18 protein-coding genes are annotated in these 24,685 nt (G+C 32.7%); 8 read left to right on the plus strand and 10 right to left on the minus strand.

Going from position 1 to position 24,685, the window contains the following annotated elements; all coding sequences use genetic code 11:
* Positions 1-24: 24 nt before the first annotated feature.
* Positions 25-1,317: an HlyD family secretion protein gene (locus GBH57_RS07995; RefSeq protein ID WP_151673844.1), complete on the plus strand. Its 1,293-nt coding sequence runs from the start codon at positions 25-27 to the stop codon at positions 1,315-1,317.
* 396 nt (positions 1,318-1,713) lie between these two features.
* On the opposite strand, the gene GBH57_RS08000 is transcribed toward GBH57_RS07995, so the two are convergent.
* Positions 1,714-2,487 carry a response regulator gene (locus GBH57_RS08000; RefSeq protein ID WP_151673846.1) on the minus strand — a complete coding sequence of 258 codons (774 nt, stop codon included), beginning with the start codon at positions 2,485-2,487 and terminating at the stop codon, positions 1,714-1,716.
* A gap of 583 nt (positions 2,488-3,070) precedes the next feature.
* On the opposite strand from GBH57_RS08000, the gene GBH57_RS08005 reads away from it, so the two are divergent.
* The 3 genes from GBH57_RS08005 to GBH57_RS08015 all read left to right on the plus strand — a co-directional run bounded on the left by GBH57_RS08005 (position 3,071) and on the right by GBH57_RS08015 (position 6,651).
* A complete protein-coding gene (locus GBH57_RS08005; protein WP_151673848.1) occupies positions 3,071-4,129 on the plus strand; it encodes a sensor histidine kinase in 1,059 nt (352 codons plus the stop codon).
* Between the two features lie 7 nt (positions 4,130-4,136).
* The gene (locus GBH57_RS08010) at positions 4,137-4,889 is read left to right on the plus strand and encodes a LytR/AlgR family response regulator transcription factor (RefSeq protein ID WP_151673850.1); all 753 of its coding nucleotides are present in this window, start codon (positions 4,137-4,139) and stop codon (positions 4,887-4,889) included.
* A gap of 451 nt (positions 4,890-5,340) precedes the next feature.
* Positions 5,341-6,651, plus strand: a complete 1,311-nt coding sequence (locus GBH57_RS08015) for a M20 metallopeptidase family protein (RefSeq protein ID WP_151673852.1) — start codon at positions 5,341-5,343, stop codon at positions 6,649-6,651.
* Positions 6,652-7,394: 743 nt separating this feature from the next.
* Here GBH57_RS08015 and GBH57_RS08020 read toward each other — a convergent pair.
* The 5 genes from GBH57_RS08020 to GBH57_RS08040 all read right to left on the minus strand — a co-directional run bounded on the left by GBH57_RS08020 (position 7,395) and on the right by GBH57_RS08040 (position 13,884).
* Positions 7,395-8,330 carry a carbohydrate kinase family protein gene (locus GBH57_RS08020; protein ID WP_151673854.1) on the minus strand — a complete coding sequence of 312 codons (936 nt, stop codon included), beginning with the start codon at positions 8,328-8,330 and terminating at the stop codon, positions 7,395-7,397.
* Positions 8,331-8,338: 8 nt separating this feature from the next.
* Entirely contained in the window at positions 8,339-9,511 is a 1,173-nt protein-coding gene (locus GBH57_RS08025) for a glycoside hydrolase 100 family protein (protein WP_151673855.1), read from the minus strand.
* The gene (locus tag GBH57_RS08030; protein WP_151673857.1) at positions 9,512-10,819 is read right to left on the minus strand and encodes an MFS transporter; all 1,308 of its coding nucleotides are present in this window, start codon (positions 10,817-10,819) and stop codon (positions 9,512-9,514) included. It abuts the gene before it with no gap.
* Positions 10,816-11,160 (minus strand): glutaredoxin family protein, encoded by a 345-nt coding sequence (locus GBH57_RS08035; protein ID WP_151673859.1) that lies wholly within the window; start codon positions 11,158-11,160, stop codon positions 10,816-10,818. Before GBH57_RS08035 ends, GBH57_RS08030 begins: the two co-directional genes overlap by 4 nt.
* 93 nt (positions 11,161-11,253) lie before the next feature.
* Complete coding sequence (locus GBH57_RS08040; protein WP_151673861.1) at positions 11,254-13,884, minus strand: TonB-dependent receptor; 2,631 nt, start codon at positions 13,882-13,884, stop codon at positions 11,254-11,256.
* A 153-nt stretch (positions 13,885-14,037) separates the two neighbouring features.
* Between GBH57_RS08040 and GBH57_RS08045 the strand changes: the two genes are divergently transcribed.
* Positions 14,038-15,060: a LacI family DNA-binding transcriptional regulator gene (locus GBH57_RS08045; protein ID WP_151673863.1), complete on the plus strand. Its 1,023-nt coding sequence runs from the start codon at positions 14,038-14,040 to the stop codon at positions 15,058-15,060.
* A 316-nt stretch (positions 15,061-15,376) separates the two neighbouring features.
* Complete coding sequence (locus GBH57_RS08050) at positions 15,377-15,994, plus strand: thiamine phosphate synthase (RefSeq protein WP_151673865.1); 618 nt, start codon at positions 15,377-15,379, stop codon at positions 15,992-15,994.
* An 8-nt stretch (positions 15,995-16,002) separates the two neighbouring features.
* On the opposite strand, the gene GBH57_RS08055 is transcribed toward GBH57_RS08050, so the two are convergent.
* Positions 16,003-18,144 (minus strand): response regulator, encoded by a 2,142-nt coding sequence (locus GBH57_RS08055; protein WP_151673868.1) that lies wholly within the window; start codon positions 18,142-18,144, stop codon positions 16,003-16,005.
* A 181-nt stretch (positions 18,145-18,325) separates the two neighbouring features.
* On the opposite strand from GBH57_RS08055, the gene GBH57_RS08060 reads away from it, so the two are divergent.
* Positions 18,326-18,727 carry a hypothetical protein gene (locus GBH57_RS08060; RefSeq protein WP_151673869.1) on the plus strand — a complete coding sequence of 134 codons (402 nt, stop codon included), beginning with the start codon at positions 18,326-18,328 and terminating at the stop codon, positions 18,725-18,727.
* A gap of 67 nt (positions 18,728-18,794) precedes the next feature.
* Here GBH57_RS08060 and GBH57_RS08065 read toward each other — a convergent pair whose 3' ends face one another.
* Entirely contained in the window at positions 18,795-19,394 is a 600-nt protein-coding gene (locus tag GBH57_RS08065) for a DUF6642 family protein (protein WP_151673870.1), read from the minus strand.
* A gap of 134 nt (positions 19,395-19,528) precedes the next feature.
* On the opposite strand from GBH57_RS08065, the gene GBH57_RS08070 reads away from it, so the two are divergent.
* Positions 19,529-21,793 carry an acyl-CoA dehydrogenase family protein gene (locus GBH57_RS08070; protein ID WP_151673871.1) on the plus strand — a complete coding sequence of 755 codons (2,265 nt, stop codon included), beginning with the start codon at positions 19,529-19,531 and terminating at the stop codon, positions 21,791-21,793.
* Between the two features lie 162 nt (positions 21,794-21,955).
* Here the strand turns inward: GBH57_RS08070 and ilvA are convergent, their stop codons facing one another.
* Together ilvA and ilvC are read right to left on the minus strand one after the other, a co-directional pair.
* A complete protein-coding gene (ilvA, locus tag GBH57_RS08075; protein WP_151673873.1) occupies positions 21,956-23,215 on the minus strand; it encodes a threonine ammonia-lyase IlvA in 1,260 nt (419 codons plus the stop codon).
* On the minus strand, positions 23,215-24,684 hold the full coding sequence (gene ilvC / locus GBH57_RS08080) for a ketol-acid reductoisomerase (protein WP_151673875.1): 1,470 nt from the start codon (positions 24,682-24,684) through the stop codon (positions 23,215-23,217). Before ilvC ends, ilvA begins: the two co-directional genes overlap by 1 nt.
* Between the last annotated feature and the right edge of the window lies 1 nt (position 24,685).

Raw genomic sequence — 24,685 nt, forward strand, 5'->3', positions numbered from 1 at the left:
CCGGAGGGGATTAAGGGGAGGACAATGAATGAACATATAGAACAAATAGAGCTTCGTAGCGAAGAAGTGCAAGAGATTTTAACCAAAGTGCCACATTGGATGATACGTTGGGGTAATGTCTTGTTTTTAGCTTTAATTCTTATGCTATTGTTTCTTTCGTGGTTTGTGAAATATCCAGATATTATTATTTCAGAAGCGATTATAACAACTCAAATACCACCTCAAAAAGAGTATGCAAAAATCACAGGTAGATTAGACACATTACTAATTGAAAACAATGAGCAGGTTTATAAGAATCAACCTTTAGCAGTTCTTGAAAATACCGCTAAGTTTCAAGATGTATTATTTTTAAAATCAATTCTTGACACGTTGAAAATAAATAGTAAATCTTTTGATTATCCAATAGATAATGTTCCTGTGCTATTTTTAGGGGATATAGATTCAGACTATGCATTATTTGAAAATAGTTTTATTCAATACAAATTAAATAAAGAACTGCAACCTTTTTCTAACGTAGCAGTCGCAAACAGATTTTCAGTTTCAGAACTAAAACGAAGATTGGCAAACTTAAACGCTCAAAAAGAGTTAAACACATCTGAGTTAGCATTTATAGAAAAAGACTTGAAAAGAAATGAAACACTTTTTGACAAAGGTGTTATTTCTGCAATGGAATATGAAAACAAACAGTTAGAATACTTACGGGCACAACGCAATTACAAGAATATGACTGTTTCTATATCTCAAATAAAAGAGGCCATTAGCAATGCGTCAAATACGCTACAAGGCACAACAATTAGTAAAACTAAAGAAGATATGGTATTGCTAAAAAATGTGATACAGTCTTATAATCAATTAAAGAAAAGTATTAAAGATTGGGAGTTGCGTTATCTTTTACAATCAAGAATTGATGGGAATGTTTCATTCTTGAACTTTTGGACTGAAAATCAAAATGTAAATCAAGGTGATTTGGTTTTTACAATTATTCCTATTGAAAATACAGATTTTATTGCAAAATTGAAAACCCCTGCTCAAAATTCTGGAAAAATAAAAGTTGGTCAAAAAGTGAATATCAAATTAGAAAATTTTCCAGATACTGAGTTTGGAACTTTACAAGGCACCGTTAAAAATATTTCTTTAATTCCAGATGTAGATGGTTTTTATCTTATTGATGTTTCGCTCCCATCCACTCTTGTAACTTCTTATAAAAAAGAAATTGAATTTAAACAAGAAATGCGAGGGATTGCAGAAATTGTTACCGAAGATTTGAGGTTAATTGAACGTTTCTTTTATCAATTTAAAGAAGTGTTTTCTAGATAATATTGCTAGGTCGAATATTAGGTTAATTATAAGTTACACTCGTCATAAAATTGCATTCCACACACTTTACCTCCACTCCTACATCCAACGCTGTAAAAAGTGTTCCATTCACATTTATAATTTCACTTTAGGAGAGAAAAAAAATAAAGAAAGAAAGTTTCTGCGAACCGCTTTTAACCAAAGCTCAAGTTACATAATGCTGACCATTATAGAACAAATGTATAATATGAGTAAAACGGCGAATAGTACGTATTATTTCAAATACGCGATTCTTAGGGATTACGGGATTTGAACAAACTCAAAAAAATTAATTTCTTGCTTACTTCAAATACTCAGGTATTCTAGACATTTAGAAACTCAACGTTTTTAAGAAGGACTCAGGGAAAAAGAATAATACTAGATTACATCTTTAAAAAGATTAAAAACAGCTTCTTTATATTTCTTACTAACTGGGATTTTATAATTACCAATAAAAAGTAAATTACCTTCAAAGCCTGAAACTACATTTATATTTACAACATAACTTCTATGAACTCTAATAAAATGTTCTTTAGGTAATTGCTCGACTATCTTATTTAGACCTTCGCTATAAATAAAAAGATCAGATTTTGTATAAATCGAAGTATAGTTTACATCACTTCTAAAAAAAAGCATATCTAAGAAACCTACATGCTCAAAATGATTATTCTTTTTTAGATAGAAGCCATCGGTACGATTTGGCACTTGATTTTCGGAAAAGTTAAAATCACTTTTCACTAATAGTTCTTTTTCCAAGGGTTTTTTAGAAAAATTAACTAGCGTAAGCTCTATTGCTATACTAACCTGACGATCATTAAACGGTTTTAATATATATGCACGCGGTTTTACTTTTTTAGCTCTATCAATAATTGTATTATCCGCATGAGCGGTTAGAAAAATAAATGGGATATTATATTTCTCATTTATAATGCTTGCTAATTCAATACCATCTGTAGCACCTTTTAAAACAACATCTAGCAATAATATATCGACGTGTTGGTGTAGTGATATTAATTCTAAGGCTGCCGCTGCGGAGTCTGTAAAACCTATTATGTTATAGTTAAGTTCTTTAAGTCTGTTTACAATATCCTCAGCCTGCAGCATTTCATCTTGAACAACAATTATGTTGATTTTAGGTGTAGTATCTGCCATATGAATTTGTTTCAAATAAATAATATTTAACACTCATTCTTGTTTTTTTTAATACGTTCTATTCAAAATTTTTGACATAAATATGACATTGGTAAACATAAAATTTAGTCTATTAATTGCTACAAGAGAGAATTTAAATATAGTAAATTAATTGGGGATTATTTTGAGGGAATATCTTAATTATCAAAACTTTATGTTATTTATTCGCATTCCATACACATTCCCTTACACTCCTATTGTTTTTTCGTGAAAAAAGCATTCGATTACATTTTAAATAAATTTTAAAAAGAAATAAAATCAATGGAGATTGGTTAAAACTTTGTTTCTTCTCCAAAGCAACGTCACATAACGCAGCACATTATAATACAAATATGAATATTTGAGTCCCTTCCCTCCCACTGTTTCTTTCATTTAAAAGGGTGTTTTTAGTGTATATAAAATCAGGGCACCATTTTTACAATTCAACTACAGTTAACGACAATTGAACTTATAGTCCTTTTATAAACTAGGTAAAGGTTAGATATTTGACTCGTAAATCATCTTATTATTCTTAAATTTAAAACAAGAAAACAACCCAATTAGTATGTTACTAAATAAAGAGAACCGTATTAAATATTTAGGCTTTGATGACTTCTGGTTTACGGTTATTGGTATTCTAATTTTAAGTTTTAGCGCTGCCTATGTTTTTAATAATGCATTTGAGAACCTAAATACTAGTGAAGCATTGCTGGTCTGGGGAATCTCATTATTCTTCTCCATCTTTGATTGGTTTATCAATAGGGCCATCTTGATTCGTTTACGGAAAAAATATCCCAACATAAAAGATAGTGCTAATCGTATTGTGGTTTTATTTTTCGCCACTGCCGTCACGGTGTTCGTGGTCGATTTCTTGGGGCATCATTTCTTTTCTTTGTTCTTTGAAGAGCTCACTTATAATTTTCAAGAAAGAACCAAATCATTAGTGTTCGTTATTTTTCTCACCATTATGACGATGGCGATCTACGAAGCCATTTACTTTTATTTACAACTTAAAAAATCGATAAGAGAAGAAGAGCAGTCTAAACAAGCCATTGTACAAGCGCAATTAGACGCACTTCGTAATCAGGCCCAACCTCACTTCTTCTTTAATACGCTCAATACACTACGTGATATCATTGACCAAAACTCTAAAGAAGAAGCAAAAGAATTTGTAGATAAATTATCAGATATATATCGCTTTCTCTTAGAGTCTGGCAATGCAAATCTCATTTCGCTTCGGGATGAACTAAAGTTTGCTAAAGCATATATCCACATACAGTCAGAACGTTTTGGAGATAACTTGCAATTGAATTGGAATATACCCGAAGCATCACTAAATGCTATGATTGTACCTATGAGCCTACAGCTTTTATTAGAGAATGCGATTAAACACAATGTGATTTCTAAAGCGAAACCACTTACTGTTTACATACATATCAAGGATGATTATATTACGGTGGATAATAAAATTCAAGCAAAATCTACCCAACTACCATCAACGAAGGTGGGGCTTAAAAATATTGAAAAGCGCTACGCATTGATTACTGAGAAATTGATTGAAATAGTAAACAATGAAAACCAATTTTCTGTTTCCCTTCCATTATTAAAGACATCAGAACAATAGAATAGCTATGAACGTATTAATAATTGAAGATGAAACACGAGCGGCAAGCCAATTAGAACGCATGCTAAAAGCCTGTAATTTTGATTATAAGCTATTGGATATCATTGATACGGTAGAAGATGCCGTGCTATGGTTTCAAAACAATACTACACCAGATTTGGTGTTTATGGATATCCAACTGGCAGATGGTTTAAGTTTTGAAATATTTCAGAAAATAGAAGTAACAGCTCCAATTATCTTTACAACAGCGTTTGATCAATATGCGATCCAAGCCTTTAAAGTAAATAGCGTAGATTACTTATTAAAACCCATACAGAAAGAAGACTTGAATACGGCGCTCAACAAATTCTTCAAGTCGAATACACCCGCAACAATTGACCCTTCCATTTTAAAGCAATTACTGGGAAGTATGCAGACACCGGCTAAAAGAGAGGGATTGTTGGTAAAAGAAGGCGGTGGCTTTGTACAAATAAAAGTGACAGATCTGTTGTATTGTTATTCTGAAGATAGCATCACCTTTGGCGTGACATCAACTAAGCGCTTTATTATCGATGAAACCATGGATCAACTATTCGATACATTAGATGCCCACACATTTTATAGAATTAATCGTGGACAGCTGGTCTCTAAAACTTCCATTATAAAAATGGATCCCTACTTTAATCATCGGGTGAAGCTTTCTATCGCTAACCCACGAGATCAAGAGTTTATCGTGAGCAGACCAAAGACTAGCGATTTTAAGAAATGGATGAATACCTAGCGATTTAGAAAAAAGTATTATTATCCGTTTATCTTTTAAAGCTAGTAATCAATTAAGATGGCTAGCTTTTTTTTTCTATACTTTTTATGGAGCACAAAAGACAGTGTGTATTTTTAGAGTAAGTTCCCGCTTTCCATTACAACTCCTCATTACGCTAAGGCTTCATTGCGGGGTTTTCATTGCAATCGGGGCTATAGAACAAGACAGGTATTTTAATAGGTTAAAACCTTTTATTTAACTACAAGCACCAGAAATAAGAACTTGCCACACTCCCCTATTCTTTTTACAACGCTTCACCATCCCAACAAATACAGCACATTTCAGAAAAAATAGAATGCCTTGAGTATTGATTACAATTCAACCACGGTTAACGATGTTCTGGCAATAATGCCTGTTACGGCGCCTAACTAAAAGAGACATTTGTCTAGTATTAATTTTAAAAGACCTAAAAATGACTTTAATAACAAAAATAATTCGAAACACTGTACTCTTACAAATGCTGCTTTGTGGAGCATTTACAATCGCTCAAAACACAAGCACTCCAGAAGACATTCATCAATCTGTACAAACGCAGACCGATTTGATTTTTGACGAACTCGTGAAAATACGTCGAGACTTTCATATGCATCCTGAAGTTTCAGGGGAAGAAAAAAGAACTTCTGCACAGATTGCTGCTTATTTAAGAGACTTAGGCCTCGAAGTTAAAACAGGTGTAGGCGGCTATGGTGTTGTTGGAATCTTAGATACAGGACGTCCTGGAAAAAAAATTGCTTGGAGAGCAGATATTGATGCCATGCCATCTAGTGAGCCCGATGTGGTAGATTTCGCTTCAAAAAACGAAGGTGTTCGGCATATTTGCGGTCACGATATACATACGACCGTAGGCATGGGTATCGCTAACGTTTTAGCCAGCCAAAAGGAAAAACTAACCGGTACCATCTATTTTGTTTTTCAGCCTAAGGAAGAGATTAATGAAGGTGCCAGCGCTATGATTGCAGATGGATTGTTTGATCTCATTCAACCTGATGAAATTTATGGACTGCACGTGTCTCCTTACCCTGTAGGAACGATTGCTACTAAAGCAGCAAATGTATTTAATCATTTTACGGTGGTCGAAATAACATATAAAGCATCTAATAACCAAGACGCCATAGTAGATTTTACAAAAAGTTTGATGGCAAATGCGCAGACCTATGGTCCAGACCATAAGTTTTGGGATCCTAATAGCGTATTTAGCCTTAAGTTAGGCGTAACCCATCCAAATACCATTTTTAAAGACTATGATGCCTTGATGCATGAGTTGAATGTTAAACAAACGAACGATACATTGAAGATGAGAATATTATTGAATACAAGTTCTAAAGAACGATTGGATGCGTTTCTACCGATGATTAAAAATAAAATTGAGACTTCTGCTTATGCCAAAGACTTACTATCTGTTTCCTATAACCTAATGCCAGGATTGCCTGTGATGGAAACTCCTATAAACGACGCAGCATTGACCAAAGCGTCTTTGAAAAGTATAACCAATGTTTATGGTCCACAAAGTGTGATTTCTTTATATGGGGTTCCTCCTTTTCAATTTAGTGATGACTTTGCCTATTTCCAGAAAGAGGTACCAGGGGTTTATTACTTTTTGGGGGTATCCAATATGGAGAAAGGGATTGCAGGTATGCCACACACGCCCAACTTTGAAGCCGATGAAGAAGCCATTAGAACAGGAGTAAACTACTTTTCTTCTATGATTATAGAAAGGTTATAAGTAAGCTACTATTTTTTTGCAAAGTCCTGTAGAGCTTTTGTTTTATGGGGTTTTGCTTTATGTTTTTGTTCCATCACATAAATAGGCACAGCGTCTTCTAGTAACTCTTTAATATATAATTTGTACCTAGCATATTACAGGTATTCTTATTAGTATTTGCAGACTCAAAATGCATATCTGGATTCTAGTACTAAAATGGACTTCTGCTGTTTTAGAACAATCCTTATTAGCTGAACAAATGAATAGTATATTTTTCATTATAAGTTTTTGAAATACTCGTGTTTAACTAATTTTTAGTTTGAATGATGTTTGAAGTTCAGAATATTAACTTACTGTTCTTTTCTTTTTTTCCTTGATGAAAAAAGAGATCGATTTTGGAGATCCACGAATACCCCTAACATATAAACGCTTGAGCTAAACAAAAAAATCAAGGCTGCACAAAACTTTGGAAACAGGGCTGAAATAAAAAGGTCTGGGAGACCTTTTTATGAAAGAGCCAGCTGGTGCGCTGGAGTCGCTCGCTACACTTTAGAAAGTCTTTGTTAGTCTAAAGATAGTTTTGAAATTGCCTTGGATAGTTAATTTGATTAATTTCTATTTATTACTCGGTGCATTCCTCTCGCTATACTATCCTTTAGAAAATTTCATTAAACAGTATTTCGTGGCTCGTTGGATGCAGTAACACTCAACTCCCCTATTGTTTTACCAAAGCTTCTTGAGGCCGTTAATTTTTTTTTGCTAACTTAATTACTAGTATTAAACAACTTACTAATAACATTAATATTATTAGGTAATCGTCCCACATGTTGTAGTTTTAACGCTGCAAGTTTGGAGGCTATTTCTAGGCAAGATTTAAATGAATTTTTGTTAATGTAAGAAAATAAAAATCCACTCCAAAAAGCATCTCCAGCACCAGTGGCATCCATGACTTCATTAATTTTTTCTGCGGGCAATGCTATAGTATCATTCCCTTTTTCTGCTAACTTAACACCATTAGCTCCAAGTGTTAAACAAACTACGTCTGCTCCGTGAGAATGAAAATATTCAAAAATTTCTTGATGTGAGAGTGTTTGGTTAAAATAGCGCTGCATATCGTCTTCACTAACTTTTATTAGTGGATTATATTTACTATACGCCTCAATATTTTTTTGAGCCTCTACTCTATCACCCCATATCTTGGAAGAATAATTAATATCAATACTCAATTTTATTCCTAATGAATGGGCTTCATTAGCTTTTTTTAATATGGTATCTCTGGCTGGATTTTTACTAAGAGCAAAACAAGTGGTATGAAAAATTTTTACACCCTGTAAAATTTCCGAAGGTATTTGTTCTTCTACAATGTTCGCATCTGCCGCTCTATATGGTATAAAGTCTGGAGTTGCTGTTGCTCGAGAAATAAAAATAGTACTCGTAGGCTCGAGGGCTAACTGGCGCACATAGGTGCTATCTATATCAATCTCATTAATCCTTCGTAAAATATATTCTCCTAAGCCGTCATTACCTATTGTCGCAACTAGCCTAGGTTGTAATCCTAGACGTGCAAGATTCATAGCAACATTAGTTACAGACCCACCTAAATATCTATGGTAATCTCTTGTGTCCTTAATAGACTTATTTTTTTCGTGGCCTATAAAATCGACCAGTGCTTCGCCCACACATAAAATATCATTCTTCATAAATCACGTTATTTTAAAAAGGTTTTTCCTTTATTAGACTGCGTTGCAATAATCTGCCCTGCAGCACTCCAAGTACAAAATTTAACACCAGTAGCAGCACCCGTTTGGGTGTTGAAATTTTCGTAAAAACCAAAGTCTTCTTCACTATTAAGCATTTCAATTCCTGCAATGATTTCTTCTGCTACATCAGGCATATCCTTAGTAATGCTCATACCATAAAACCCATTTACCATTTGCCAGGTGCCACCATTATGAAATTCATAGGGGATGTTTCTAAATTGATATTTACAATTATTTTCTAATAATTTCCATTGCTGATCTTCAGGAAAAATGGGATCCCAAAATGCTGGCAATAATTGAAGTTTTAGCGATTTTCGAAGTTCTTCCATATATAAAATTTGGTTCTTTCTAAAGGTATCATCTCCTAATTTTAGTAGCAACGCAATACTATTACCGAAGGCATCAAACATAGTCTGATACCCCGAAGGATTAATAGATGCCATCCAGTACGGCTCCATTTTTAAGGTTTTATAGGCTCTTGGATGAAAGGGATGCAATATTGTGCCTGCTGTATAGTTTTCCTCAAGGATTGTCGTAACTAAATTTATTTTTTCTGAAATATGCTTTGAATTTTCAATTTGGCAAACACATCTTAAAGCCCAAAGTCTAAGTACTTGATCATAAAATATGTGCCCTTCTGTTATATACTCATCTGCCCAGTTGCCAGATCTTGGAACATACAATAGATGATTATTATTAAACTCCCAGGCGTTTAATAGCTTTAAACCTTTATCAATATGAGTTTTCATTTTATTAAAAAACTCCTCGTCATTAGTGGTATTTGTATAATTGCAAACTCCTATAATGAACCATGAGATAGTATCTACTCTCCCAGCTAAACCTCCAAAACTTACTTCTGTTTCTTCGTTTTCTTTAAAATAAACGTTTGAGGGTATGTGCCCTAGTTCGTGTTGGTGATTTGCTAATGTGATTAAGGTGTTTTTGAAAATGGAAATTAATTTTTCATCACCATCTAAAAGTGCTGCAAGACCACATATAACACCATCTCGTGCCCATATACGTTTATAGTTAGAAATGGCCTCTGCACTTGCCAAAAATCCATTTTTGTTACTAGCCGTATGCAGCAAGCTAATTGCTTTATTATAAATTACCGAATTCATTTAAGATATAGAGTGAGGTTTATGATTTGCTTTAATAAATAGGGTGCAAATTGCCGCAATAATAAGTAGGACTCCTGCAAATGTTATTGCATTGCGAGGATCATTATTCAAAAAGTTTTTTAATATATATCCAAATGATACTGTTTGTATAATCATAGGGATAACAATCATCATATTTATAATACCCATATAAACACCATAACGTTCTTTTGGGATATTTGCAACTACCATTAAATAAGGAATACCCATCATACTTGCCCATCCTATACCAAAACCTGTAATAGCGAAAAATAATAAATTTTTATTTTCTATTGTAGGAAATACTAAAAAACCAATAGCAGCTAAAATTAAACAAGTAGCGTGCACCCATTTAGCACTGTATTTTCTAGCAAAGCCCACCAATGCAAACGCTACTAAAAATGTGACAATGTTATACCAACCGTTTACTAGTGCTGTCCAACTTACCGCTTCGCTATATACTTCGGTATTTTCTGGTGTCGCATTCCATACAGATAGCGCAACGCTTTTTGAAGAATTTTGCCAATAACAAAACAAGGCATACCATTGAAAAAGATACACTAAAGCCAGTTGCCACATTACCTTTGGCATATCTTTTAATGCAGAAAAAATTTCAACTAACGGTTTAATAACACTTCTTTTTTCACTTTTAAGTTTTTTTAATTCTTCTTCTGTAGGAGGGATTTCTTTTGTTTTACTCATACTCCACAGTATGCTAGCTATAGAGCATATTGCTCCTAGAAAAAAGGAAGCGTACACCCACGTTGGCAATGAACCTGTAAAACCTACAAATATTAGTGGAAAGATAAATAGAGAAAAGTTTGCTAGTACTTGACCTAAACCTGTAAAAAAACTTTGCATCTGGAAACCTAAAGGCTGTTGGTCATCATCTAATTTATCAGCAATTAAAGCTCTGTATGGCTCCATTGCTGTATTGTTACCAATATCAAGAATCCATAAAAGACCAGCTGCCATCCATAAAGAACTGCTATATGGAAATGCTAGCAACGCTAAACTACAAAGAATAGCACCCACTAAAAAGAAAGGTTTACGCCTACCAAATTTTGGACTCCACGTTTTATCACTCATGGCTCCAATGATAGGTTGCACCAAGAGACCTGTTACCGGCCCTGCTAAGTGTAATATAGGTATTTGGTCTGCACTAGCACCAAGAAAGTCATAAATGGGCGTTACGGCACTCTGTTGCAAACCAAAACTATATTGAATTCCGAAAAACCCGACATTCATATTTAAAATTTGCCAGAACGTTAATTTTGGTTTTTTAATCATAGCTTAGAGTTTAGTATTAAATACTTTAAGAAAATTGTAAACTCTTTATCATTCATAAATATTTCTCCTGCTTTGTCAATTACTGGCAATTGCACATTTGAAGGAGAGAGCCCTGCTTTACTCATCTTAGAAAGCATTTCTTGTAGTTTTGTCTCATTTTCATCTATATCGTAATATATAAATGATATTGCTTTTTCTTGCAGATATGCCTTTGTTTGTAAACAGTAGTGGCATGTATTACTTCCATATACTATAAAAGATCTCACTTCGCTTTTTGCAACCGCATCTGTTTGAGCCAATGCAACACTACTCAAACATAAAAATATCAGTAAAATTCTCATAAATTTAAAGATAAAAAAGAGTCAATAAAATATCTTAATAAAATTGACTCTTTAAAAAACTAACAATTAAATTGTGGCTAATAAAGTAACGGGTTAAAATGTATAATTAACACCCATTGAGATAGATCTTCCAGGAACTGGTCGAACACGTAAGTAATTAGTTTGTCCTTCTGTAATACTTCCTTCTTCAGATTCTGTGATTCCTAAACTGTCAAACAAGTTATTGGCGGAAAGATTAGTAGAAAGGTTATCTGTAATCTCATAGTTAATAAAGCTATTTACAATTGCAAACCCAGGTAATACTAATTCGTTACTATCTTGCGCATATGCTTTAGTTTGACCAATAATACTTAAACCTACACTGTGTCTTTTTGTAGCACCAAATTTGTAAGAAGGTACTAAACTGTAAATAAAATCTGGTTGTCTTCTAGGCGTATTCCCATCATTATCACCAGAGTTTATCTGTGCATTAGTATATGTTAATGTACCACGTATGTCTAAATCATCAAAGCGATATGCTCCTTCAAGTTCAACACCAACTGAGCTATAATCGTTTTCAATAACTTGTTGTGTTGTAGCTTCAAACCCACCTTCCTCTACAGTTTTTGCATAAAATAATGTTGCGAACAGTGTTGCGTTCTTAAACTTTCCTTTAAATCCTAATTCTGCTTGGTTAATAAAATCTAACGCATTAATTTGATCACCATCTAGATAATTTAATCCACCAAAAAGAATACGATCTGCTTTTGCAGAGCCACCTCTACTATAACGACCAAATACAGCTTGACTATCATTTAATAAGTAGTTAGCACCAAATGAATAAGATACATAGTCATAATCATAATTAACCACCGTTGGATTTGCTAAGTCTATAGATTGAACTGTTTGTTCTGCTAAAGAAATCGCACCATCATTATTAACATCAACTTGAGAAGTTACAGGACCAGAGAATGAACCATTCACTTTTCCGAAGTCAAAACGAATACTAGCATCAAAATTTAATTTTTCTGAAGCTTCATAACCTACAGCTAAAAAAGGAGCCGAAGTATTGTATTGTGTATCGTAGCTTCTTTGACAACAGTTTCCGAAGAATGCAGCACCGTAACCAACTAACCCATTGTCTGTTAGTCTATTGCCAGCAGCATCATTTGCATTAATTAAACGAGCATCATCACCACGTGCTTCCAATAAATATGAATTCCATAACCAAGACATAGAAACGTTTTGGTATGCTTTAAAATACCCTAATGTAACATTAACATTTTCAAATTTCTTAGTAAGCCTTATGTCATTCATAAAGTTATTAAAGTTGTTTAACTGCGTATCAAATAGAACAACTGGAGTGATTAATGCATTATCAGGGACAGCACCTCCATCTTGAAATGCAAGACTTGAATATCCATTATCTATGGCAAAATCACTACTTAAGAAACCTCCTGCGGTTTGAACACTTGCAGGAAAAGGAGAATTAAATCCACCTTTATTCATAGAAAAACGACCATTATTTTTAATTTTCCATCCCTCTGCTAATTCAAAAGCTGCTTCCATACCAATTGAAGCATTTATTGGATGCATTCCATCAGTTACATTAGATCTTCTACGTTCTCCATTTTCTCCTAAACCGACATTTTGTGTTAAAAATGGTGTATGTAATGTTTGGTTATTTGCATCAAAATTTGGAATATTTTCAAAGTTAGGGTCATCATTAGTACCCGTAACTTGTATAGGGTTTGGTAAATACGCAATCGCTCTATCGTTTAAGTATTTTGCATATACTCTTACATGACCTTTATCAAACTCTTTAGTAATATTAAATTTAAATTGGCCACCATTGTTAGCTGTATATCCTGCATCTCTTATGCCTTCACCAGTTCTGTAAAATCCACCCATATGAAAATATAAACCTTCACCTATAGGAGCACCATACTCAAAGTCTGTTCTAAAATTACCGTAGTCTAAACCAAAATTAGTAGCTACAGACCCGCCTTCTCTTTTACCAGTCTTACTTATTAAATTAATAATTGCACCAGGAGAATTTGAAGATAACGTTGAAGCAGAACCACCACGAATAGCCTCTATTCTAGAGATGTTAGCGTCAAATCTTGTAAATATATCAGCGGTTCCAAATGCGATATCACCAAATAATAATACAGGTAATCCATCTTCTTGTAATTGTACATACTTAGATCCCCCAGAAGAAACCGGTACACCTCTTACTGCTATGTTAGAATTACCTTCTCCACCAGACGATTCTGATCTAATTCCAGGTATTGTTCTAAAAATCTCTGCAGTAGTTCTTGGCGCAGATTCTGCAATTTGACTAGGTTTTAAAGAAGTTATTGAAACACTAGATTCAATTCTAGATTTTGGGTTCGTAACCCCAGTTATAACTACTGTATCAAGAGATTGTGCATCATCTACCATAGTAAACGATATCGTTACATCACTTCCAGAAACAGTTACCGTTTCTTTAATTTTTGTAAAACCTATATAGGAAGCAGTAATTTCATAGGTTCCATCACTAATATTTGTAATGGTATAATTACCATCAAAGTCTGATATGGCTCCCTTATTTGTTTGTTCTAAAATAACATTTACACCACTTACTGGTAAACCTGTACTGTCTAAGATAGTACCCGTAATATTTGACTGCGCAAATAAGAATGAGGTTATTAAAAAGGATAATCCAAAGAGGGCTAACCTTATCTTTTTTGAATTTTTCATCATTTTGTAGTTTAAAATTTGTTGATTTCTTATATATCCAAATATATATTGTCAATTTGATAAATTTTATAATTATTTTAACTAAAACGTTTTAGTTTTTAACTAAAACGTTTTAGTTAATTTTTGCTATTTTTAGTTATTATATAAAATTTTATGAAACAAACTACTTTACAAGATATCGCTAATACCCTTGGTGTTTCTATATCAACTGTCTCAAAAGCTTTAAAGGATTATCCAGATATAGGTATAAAAACAAAAGCACTTGTAAGAGAGCTTGCAGTTACCCTTAACTATACTCCTAACCCATTTGCTGTTAATTTGAGAACAAAACAATCTAAAACAATAGGAGTAATTATTCCAGAATTTGTACATTATTTTTTCTCTAGCGTTATTAAAGGCATTATTAATGAAGCGGAAAAAAAAGGGTATTTAGTGATTACATTACAGTCCAATGAATCATTTGAGTTAGAAAAAAGACAAATAGAGTTATTACTGAATAAAAACGTGGATGGTGTTTTAATCTCACTAGCAAACGCCACAGCCACTTTTGATCACCTTAAAACTGTTATGGAAAGAGGGAAACCTTTGGTTATGTTTGATAAAATTGCAAAAATTGTTAATTGTTCTAAGGTTATTATAAATGATAGAGAAGCAGCATACAATGCCACAAAACACTTAGTTGATACTGGTTGTAAAAGGATTGCACATTTTAGAGGTCCTTTATTGCCTCAAAATTCTATAGATCGATTTTTAGGTTATAAAAAAGCGTTAGACGATCACAATATTATATATGACCCATCGCTCGTTTTTATATGTAATGATATGACGTTTGATGAAGGAAAAATGTTTGCTCATAAACTTATTGAAAACCATAAAGATGTTGATGGAGTTTTTATAAATACAGATTTAGTAGCTATTGGAGCAATGACAGGATTTAAAGAACTTGGATTACATATACCCCGGGATATTAGTATTGTAGGTTTTAGCAATTGGTTTATGTCCTCTGCGATAACACCATCATTAACCACAATAAATCAACCTGGTTATAAAATGGGTAAAGTAGCCTTTAAAAGGCTTTATAAAGAATTAAAAAAACAAAAAAATAATATAGAAATTATTCCTAAAACGATCGAACTTGAAACAACATTAATAGTTAGAGAATCTACCAAAACTTAATATATGATAATGAATTAATTGGATGTATTTAATTTAAGGTAATTATTCCCACTCCACACACTTTACCTCCACCCTACTCCAGTCAACGCTGTGGCAGCGTATTCCATTCACATTTCAAAAATAAACTATTGGTTACAATTACTTTTTAGGAAACCCGTAACCGTAAATAAAAATTCCTAATCTAAAAAAAAACGTGGGTGCGCTTTCTATTAATTTATTTTGCATTAAAGCAAAAGAATTTCGATTGCAAATGCGTATTATTCATCAATCCCTATTTGTATAATATAAATTAGTGAATAATCCCTAACTTAAAAAAATGATCGTTCTAATTGCTCCAGAAAATGATATTCCAAACGAAATTGAACTACTAAACGCCTTATTTAAAGAAGGTTTAATGTTTTATCACTTAAGAAAACCATCAAAAAACTATCAAGAACATTGTGCGTATTTAAATGAAATAGAGGCAACATACCACAATAGAATTGTAGTACACTATCATCATGAATTGATTAATAAATACCCTTTAAAAGGCATTCATTTTCAGGAACAAAAGCGAAGAGATTATATAGATAATCCAGGTCGCTATTTTAAAGGCTTAGAAATGTTTGGTAAAACGATAAGTTCTTCTTTTCACGAACCTGAAGAATTGGAAAGTTGCGAGTTCGAGTTCGACTATCATTTACTCAGCCCTGTATTTTCTTCCATCTCAAAAGAAGGCTATGAAGGCAGAGGTTTTGACGTAAATCATATAGACAAGTTAATCGTTGGTATGGGCGGGATTAATGCAAAGACACTAGCAGAAACAATACCATTAGGGTTTAAAGGAATAGGTGTTTTAGGAGGTGTTTGGAATACAGAAAACCCTGTCGAAAGTTTTGTAGCCTTGAAAAACCAATATACCGAGTTACAATTAAAAAATCATCCGCTTCTATAAATTATAGACTACTCAAACATTTTTACATTCTTTTGTATAACTTCTTTTAAAGCTTCTTTATCTATAGGTTTATTAATAATGTCAAGTATACCCACATTAAGACATTGTTCTCTAACTTCACTGATTTCTAGTGATGTTAATGCTATTATTGGTATATTCTTGTTTTGTGCTGCTATTACCTTTGCTGCTTCAAAGCCGTTCATAATAGGCATATTTAAATCCATTAAAATCACATCGATATTATTACTAGTATATGCTTTCAAAGCTTCTTTTCCATTTGTGGCGACTATAGCATTATGATTCAATGAACTTATTAATTTTTTAGTCACTAATTGGTTTATTTTATTGTCTTCAACAACTAATATTTGTAGACTCTTATTCGCTGAATTAGTGTTACTTTTATTATCCTTATTTGCAACTTCACATTCTAAAATAAATGAGAACTGCGACCCTACACCCACATCACTAGTTACAGACAACTTGCTCCCCATAACCATCAGTAAAGACTTAACGATGGGCAACCCTAAACCAATTCCATCTAAAGTGTTTTCTTCTGTATCACCTTGTTTAAAATTATCAAAAATAATGGATAGATTTTCCTTAGAAATACCTGATCCTGTATCAGAAACTTTAAACTCAATACGATGCTTTGTACCAAGTTTATTTACCATACTCGCAGAAATAGTAACAGTACCGTTTTTAGTATGCTTTATTGCGTTATCAATTAGATTAATAATTACTTCAGATAAATTAGCATCATCAATGATATAGTGCTCTAAAATTTCTTCGGAAATATCTAAAATTAATTGAGTTTCTTGTTGATCTGCTAGATAATTAAGTGATTTCACTATGTTCTCTAGGAGACTACGCAAATTGACATTAGTTACTTTTAAAGTAATTTTATCAGACTCTACTTCGTTAATTTTTAGAATATTATTTACAACTGATTTTAGATGATCCCCAGAATATTTTAAAGAATTTAGTAGCCCTTTTTGTGTGTTTATTATTGAAGGATTTTCAATAAGCATTCCAGTAATACCCAAAATTCCATACAATGGCGTTCTTAAATCGTGACTAATATTTACTAATAAATCTGATTTTACCTTATTAGCGTATTCAGCTTCATTTTTGGCTTGTAGAAGTGCTTGATTCTTTATCTCTAATTTTTGATACGACAACCTCCTTTTGTAATTGTAAAAAATAAGAAATGAAGTACTTAAAAATAGTAAAATACCTATGCTTAATAAGGTTATAATATTTGTTTTTAGTTTAGATGCTTCAGCTTTTTCTTTGAACTCATTAACCTTAAAATCTGCAGCCACTTCCTCTACTTGGAGATTTTTTTCTGCATTAAAATCTAAATCCTTGTAATAATACATTTTTTTAAGACTCGCTAGCGCCATCTCATACGCTCCTAATTCTTGATGTATTTCACTTTTGAAATCATAAATATCAATGAGTTCTCTAATAAGAGTATACTCTTCTCCTATTTCAAGCGCTTTATTAATATATGTTAGAGCAAGTTTATGATCCTTTTTTTGGTTATAATAAATAGCCAAATTTAAATTTTGCAATAGCCGATGCAAAGGGTTTTCGTTTTCAATTTTAGGCAACAGCTTATCTGCTTTTAAAATATAAGGATACGCTTTGTCTGGTTCTTCAAAATTTAAATACATCCCAGCTATATTATAGTATGTATAAAATGAGTGTTCATTTTTGCCAGCTTTTAAAGTATAAACTATAGATTTTTCAAAATATCTTGCAGCTTTATCTACAGTACTCTTATCAGTTGAGTAGATATTTCCTAATCCATTAAGTGAGGCTACGTTTACAAAATAATCATCAGTACTTTTATCTAATGCAATGTTGTAGTATTTTCTTGCATTATCCCTATCATTAATGACTTGGTAGGTATTGGCTAGACTCACATAAGCTTTTGCTTGTTGTGTTTTATCCTTGTTTTTATTTGCATTTTGTACCGCTTGAGTTGCGAACTTCAGCCCATCTTCATAATTTCCATTTATGTTTTTATCTCTAGATAAGGAAATTAAAATATTTACACTATCTAAAGCGCTATTTGTAGTATCCTGAGAAACCGAAGATAGGCTATAGCAAAATATAAGTAAGATTAGTAATAGCTTCTTTTCCAAGGTAAACGTTTTATAAGTGAAAATATAAAAAAGAATATTTTAAAATCTACAAAAATCTACATTATTACGATAAAGTGCATAAATAATGTAATTTTCTTATTGTTAGCCATACCATAAAGTTCTAAGTTAATATATGTAGCTTTGATATTTGACTAAAAAATTAATTAAGATTTTAAAATTGATGAACTATATCTACACATTAATACTTTTATTAACAATGATGATGAGTAGTTGTTCTGGTCAACAAACTGATAATAATTGGATCGATGGAAAATGGTCTGGTATAGGTTTTCAGCCAGGATATAATATTCATGATTCTTGGGATATTGAGGTTTCTTTAAATACCAAACAAGAGCTTTTTAAAATCTTTTACCCTAGTTTAGATTGTTCTGGAGATTGGATGCTTATTAATATAGACAAACGCAAAGCCACTTTTAAAGAATTGAATATTGACAATACCGTATTATGTTCTGATAATGGTACTGTAATAATTACTAAAGTTGACGAGCATCATATTAGCTACAGTTATTATATGGAAAATGACAAACGGGTTTCTTCTTATGCCACTTTAAGTAGGAATTAAATTGTACCTATCACTAGATTTAGTAAGCTTTCTATTTCAAAAGTCAAAGTAAATTGATAAGCTTAACTTAATAATACAATCTAAAATCAAGTGCTTTACATACATTGTAGTGCTTTTTATGCAACTCTTCTACAACAGCCAGCATGTCATCATCTTCTTTAAATAAGTTAAAGAATGCTTTGTCAAGGTTTGAACTAGTGATATCGTTAATCGCATTTCCGTAGCCAGAAACGCCTTTAGCACCTGTAATATCTAGAAAATATTGCGCTTCTTCTTCGTCTAAATCTAGTACTTTCGCATTAGAAAAGTGTAGTATTTTTCCTGTTAATCTTCCTTCAAAAACCTCTGCAATTTCTTGTAAACTATAGTAATAGTTATTCAAACAAATACTGTTTGCTTCCCCTTCCATAATTAAGTAGATAATTTCATAGTCTTTAAAATTATGATCATCTAAAATTAAAGCATTCAAGCTATCTTCTAATCCTTCTATAGTGTCGCATGTTTTATAAATACTGGCAACACCATAACTCATAGTCAGTTGATCTAGACTTTTTTGAGCTTCGGTTATTTGGTCCATCTCCACATCATCAACTGCTTCTAAACAGTAGATAAAGTAATCTGTATCTATAAATTGTTCTTGGGGTGTTTGTTGTCTTTTTTGTAGCAAATTTCAGATTTTTTGTAAAGTATATCTGATAACAAAATTAAGGGAACTCGTTTACTTATTTAATAGCTTTTTGTAAAATATCAATAGGCACATTTTTGTTTTAGTATGTTTACTATTTGTTGTAAATTCATTTTATGGAAACAACAACATATACTGCTGGTATTTTACAATATATCCCTTTCTTTTATGTGATTTGGTCTGACGATTTATTGTCATATTCTGAGATTTCCGTAGTAAAAAACGCCATCAAAAATGATGATACACTTACAAAAGAAGATCTTTCCTATCTTTTAAAAAACTTAGATAAAAAGAAACCACCTTCCTATCAAGAAATTAAACATTGGAAACAAGTAATTTCTCATTCAAAAATAAAGTTAGTTGAGAGTGATGTTTATCCGCTAGCTACGTTTAGTCAAAATATGATTTGCCATCATTTTGAAGCGTGTCCATTTAATAATCATTTAAAAGACATTGAGATTAACCTTGGTATACAACCCAACCATTATAATCACTTATTTGAAGTACAAATAATAAAAGTAACTTCATCTAGCTTTTACAATCCATTAGAAATAGATAACATTTTAAAGGGAGAACACGCACCTGTTGTTGATGCTTTTAGGGACGTCTTAAAAGACCCTATTTTTAAATGGTCTATAAGAAGAGAAAAGTCAGCTTTTAGAGCACACGTTTTAAAGCAAGTAACATTTCTTGCCAAAGAAGGATATGGAGCTATGGCCTACCCTGAAGCCTATGGAGGAACTGATAATATGCCAGCCTATGCTGCAGTATTTGAAAACATGATGTATGTAGATGGTAGTATGGCTATAAAGTTTGGAGTTCAGTTTGGACTTTTTGGCGGTAGTATTCAAAAGCTAGGCACAAAATTACATCACGACACTTACCTATCTGAAACCGGTAAAGCAACTATTTTAGGTTGTTTTGCTATGACTGAAACTGGACATGGTTCTAATGTAAGAGGCATTAAAACCACAGCGACATTTGATAAAGAAACAGACAGTATTGTTATACATACGCCAGGCGAAAATGACAATAAAGAATATATAGGAAATGCGCTGGACTCGACAATGGCTTCTGTATTTGCACAATTAATTGTAGAAGGAAAAAACCATGGAGTTCACGCTATTTTAGTTAATATTCGGGATGCAGAGCATAAATTAATGCCAGGTGTAACTATTGAAGATAATGGGTACAAACTAGGTCTTAATGGTGTAGATAATGGTAAAATATGGTTTCATCAAGTACGCGTACCTAGAGAGAATTTATTAAATAAATACGGTGATATCACCCCAAAAGGTAGGTATCATTCTGATATAGAAAACCCAAGTAAACGTTTCTTTACTATGTTAGGCACGTTAGTGGGTGGTAGAATTTGTGTTGCTCGTGCAGGACTTGGAGGCGCTAAAAAAGCCTTAGCTATTGCAGTAAAACACGCTTTAAAAAGAAGACAATTTAATGATAGTATAAAGGTGCAGGAAGATTTGTTAATGGATTATCCAAGCCACCAATTAAGGTTAACTCCTGCAATTGCTAGTTGTTATGTGTATGATATTACACTCACACATATGATGAAACTGTATAGTGATACTACAGTGCCAGACAAACGAAAAGTAGAAACACAAGTTGCCGGACTTAAATCTATCATTACTTGGTTTGCAAATGATACCATACAAGAATGTAGAGAAGCCTGCGGTGGAAAAGGATATTTGATGGAAAATCAAATTGCTGATCTAAAAGGCGACGTAGATATTTTCACAACTTTTGAGGGTGATAACCACGTATTGTTGCAATTAGCTGCAAAGGGAGTTTTATCAGACTTTAAATCTGAACTTAATAGTGATGGTTTTACGGCTGTCCTTAAATTATTAGGAGCAAGAATTAGTGATACATTAACAACTATTAATCCAGCTTATACAAATAACGTAGATACAGTGCATTTGTATAGTTCTAAGTTTCATAAAGATGCATTTGATTATCGTACCAGAAGGCTTACCTATACTATTGCAATGCGAATTAGAGATTACGTAAAAAAGGGAATCCCTTCTTATCAAGCCTTTTTAAAAGTACAAACACATTTGCTTGAACTAGGAAAAGCTTACAGTGTAGAACTGGCTTACAACACTTATATTGATTTTACAGCTACAATTGAAGAAGAGAAAAACAGATTATTATTTGAAAAACTAGGTGTTTTGTATGCTCTGAATGAATTAAAAAAAGATGCTTCTTGGTATTTAGAACAAGGCTATATTAGCGGTACTAAGTCTAAGGCATTGCGCAAACGTGTAGAACGACTTTCTACAGAATTGCGACCACATATAGGTACTTTAGTCGATGGATTCGGTATTCCTGAGCATTGTATGCAAGCCCCAATTGCAAAATGAACTTAATCTTAAATTTCGGTTTAAATAATAAATAACTAAAATCAAAAGTTAACATTTCTGAATAACATCTATTACCTCCTAGTACTAAAATAATTACTTAGAATACAAGCACCCCAAATGTAATGTAGTTAATCAACTTACTAAAATATCATTATCTATATATTAAACGAGAATTTGAAATAAATCTGGCTTGTCGTTTAAATACTCTCCATAGAAATTTTTAATTTTCATCCTCTCTATAAGTTCATTAATATCATTTGGATTTGGTAATTCTAGACCAACTACAGCAGGACCAGAATTCCTATTGTGATTTTTAGAATATTCAAAGTGTGTAATATCATCATTAGGACCTAATACTTCAGTTAAAAATTCGCGTAAAGCGCCAGATCTCTGCGGAAATTTTACAATAAAATAATGTTTGTGTCCAGAATATAATAAAGCACGTTCTCTAATTTCTTCAGTACGGCTGATGTCATTATTAGATCCACTAACTAAACAAACAACATTTTTACCTTTTATCTCTGAAGAAAATTGGTCTAAAACAGCTGTGGTTAGTGCTCCTGCTGGTTCTACTACAATTGCATTTTTATTGTATAAATCTAAAATGGTTTGGCACACTTTTCCTTCAGGTACAGTAACCATTTCATCAAGGTTATTTTTACATATCTCAAAGTTTAAATCACCTACTTTTTGGACAGAAGCGCCATCAATAAATTTATCTATATCTTTAATTTTAGTATTTATACCGATTTTCATTGAAGTAGACATCGAAGGTGCACCTTCAGGCTCTACTCCTATAATTTTTGTGTTGGGAGAAATTTCTTTAAAAACACTAGAAACACCAGCGGCCAAACCACCACCGCCCACAGGTAAAAATAAATAATCTATAGGCTTTTTGGTAGTGTTTAAAATTTCTATGGCAATTGTTCCCTGCCCTTCAATAACTTTAATATCATCAAATGGATGTACAAATGACATCCCATTATCATTGCAATACTGTATAGCCGAATCATAAGCATCATCATAAGTATCACCAATAATAACAAGTTCAACATAGATGCCACCAAACATTTTTACTTGTTCTATTTTCTGATTTGATGTGGGTGTTGGCATAAATATTACCCCTTTTATTTTATTTTGTTTGCAAGAGTAGGCTACACCTTGTGCGTGGTTGCCTGCACTTGCACAAACTACACCTTGTTTTAAAGCTTCAGGTGTTAGTGATGCTATTTTATGGTAAGCGCCTCTTATTTTATAGGATCGTACTTCCTGTAAGTCTTCCCTTTTAAATTCAATATTGGCGTCGTATTTTTTAGAGAGATATTGATTTTTTTGTAATGGAGTTTCTAAAACAACATTACTCAATAGCGCCGCGGCTCTTTGAACATTCCTTAAAGTAACATAATTTGTAGGGGTGTTCATTAATGTAAGTTTTGCATTGCTGTCATAGAACTTCTCAATGTAGCTCCTACTATTTCAATAGGATGATTTCTTAAAGTTTTGTTTACCGCTATTAATTGTTGGTTGTCTATTTGATTAGTCGTTGAAAAATGTTCTCCGATAAGATCTGTTTCAATGTTTTTCATAAAACTAGTTAGTAATGGTTTACATGCATGATCAAATAAATAGCAACCATATTCTGCGGTATCAGAAATCACATTATTCATTTCATATAGTTTTTTTCGAGCTATAGTATTGGCTATTAACGGGACTTCGTGAAGTGATTCATAGTAAGCGGATTCCGCTTTTATTCCTGAAGCTGTCATAGTTTCAAAGGCTAACTCTACCCCTGCTTTTAAAAAGGCTACTAATAGCGTACCATGGTCAAAAAACTCTTGTTCACTAATTTCAGCATCAGTTATTTTAGTTTGTTCAAAAGTTGTTTTTCCTGTTTCTTTTCTCCATTTCAGTAAATCTTTATCATTATTAGCCCAATCTTCCATCATTCCTTTTGAAAATTCCCCAGACATAATATCATCCATATGTTTATTGAATAAAGGTGTCATAATTGTTTTTAGCTCTTCAGATAATTCAAAGGCTTTTATTTTTGCTGGATTAGTAAGTCTGTCCATCATATTTGTTAAGCCTCCATGTTTTAAAGCTTCGGTCAACGTTTCCCAACCGTATTGAATGAACTTAGCCGCATAAGCTCCTTCAATTCCCTTTTCTAACATTTTGTCAAAACATAAAATGGAGGCTGTCTGTAACACACCACAAAGTATCGTTTGCTCTCCCATCAAATCTGATTTAACTTCGGCTACAAAAGAAGAATTTAGAACACCAGCCTTATCACCTCCAGTGGCAACTGCATAAGCTTTCGCTAACTCTAAACCTTTATTATGAGGATCGTTTTCTGGATGAACAGCAATTAAAGTAGGTACACCAAATCCTTTTTTATATTCTTCTCTTACTTCAGAACCAGGTGATTTTGGGGCCATCATTATTACAGTTATATCTTCACGTATTTTCATTCCTTCTTCTACAATATTAAACCCGTGTGAATAAGATAAAGCTGCTCCTTTTTTCATTAATGGCATTACTTTGCTCACCACATCTGTATGTTGTTTATCTGGTGTGAGGTTGATAACTAAATCTGCCGTAGGAATCATTTCATCATAATCCCCTACTTTAAACTTGTTTTCAGTTGCATTTTTAAAAGATTGTCTTTGCTCTTTAATAGCACCTGTTCTCAAGGTATAACAAACATCTAAACCAGAATCTCTCATATTTAAACCTTGGTTTAATCCTTGTGCGCCACAACCTATAATGACTATTTTTTTTTCTTTTAAAGCAGTTACTCCATTTTCAAATTCTGAAACATTCATAAAATCACATTTTCCTAATTGTGTCAATTGCTCTCTTAATGATAATGTATTGAAATAGTTTTTCATG

Source organism: Patiriisocius marinus, assembly GCF_008974325.1.
Lineage (GTDB): Bacteria > Bacteroidota > Bacteroidia > Flavobacteriales > Flavobacteriaceae > Patiriisocius > Patiriisocius marinus.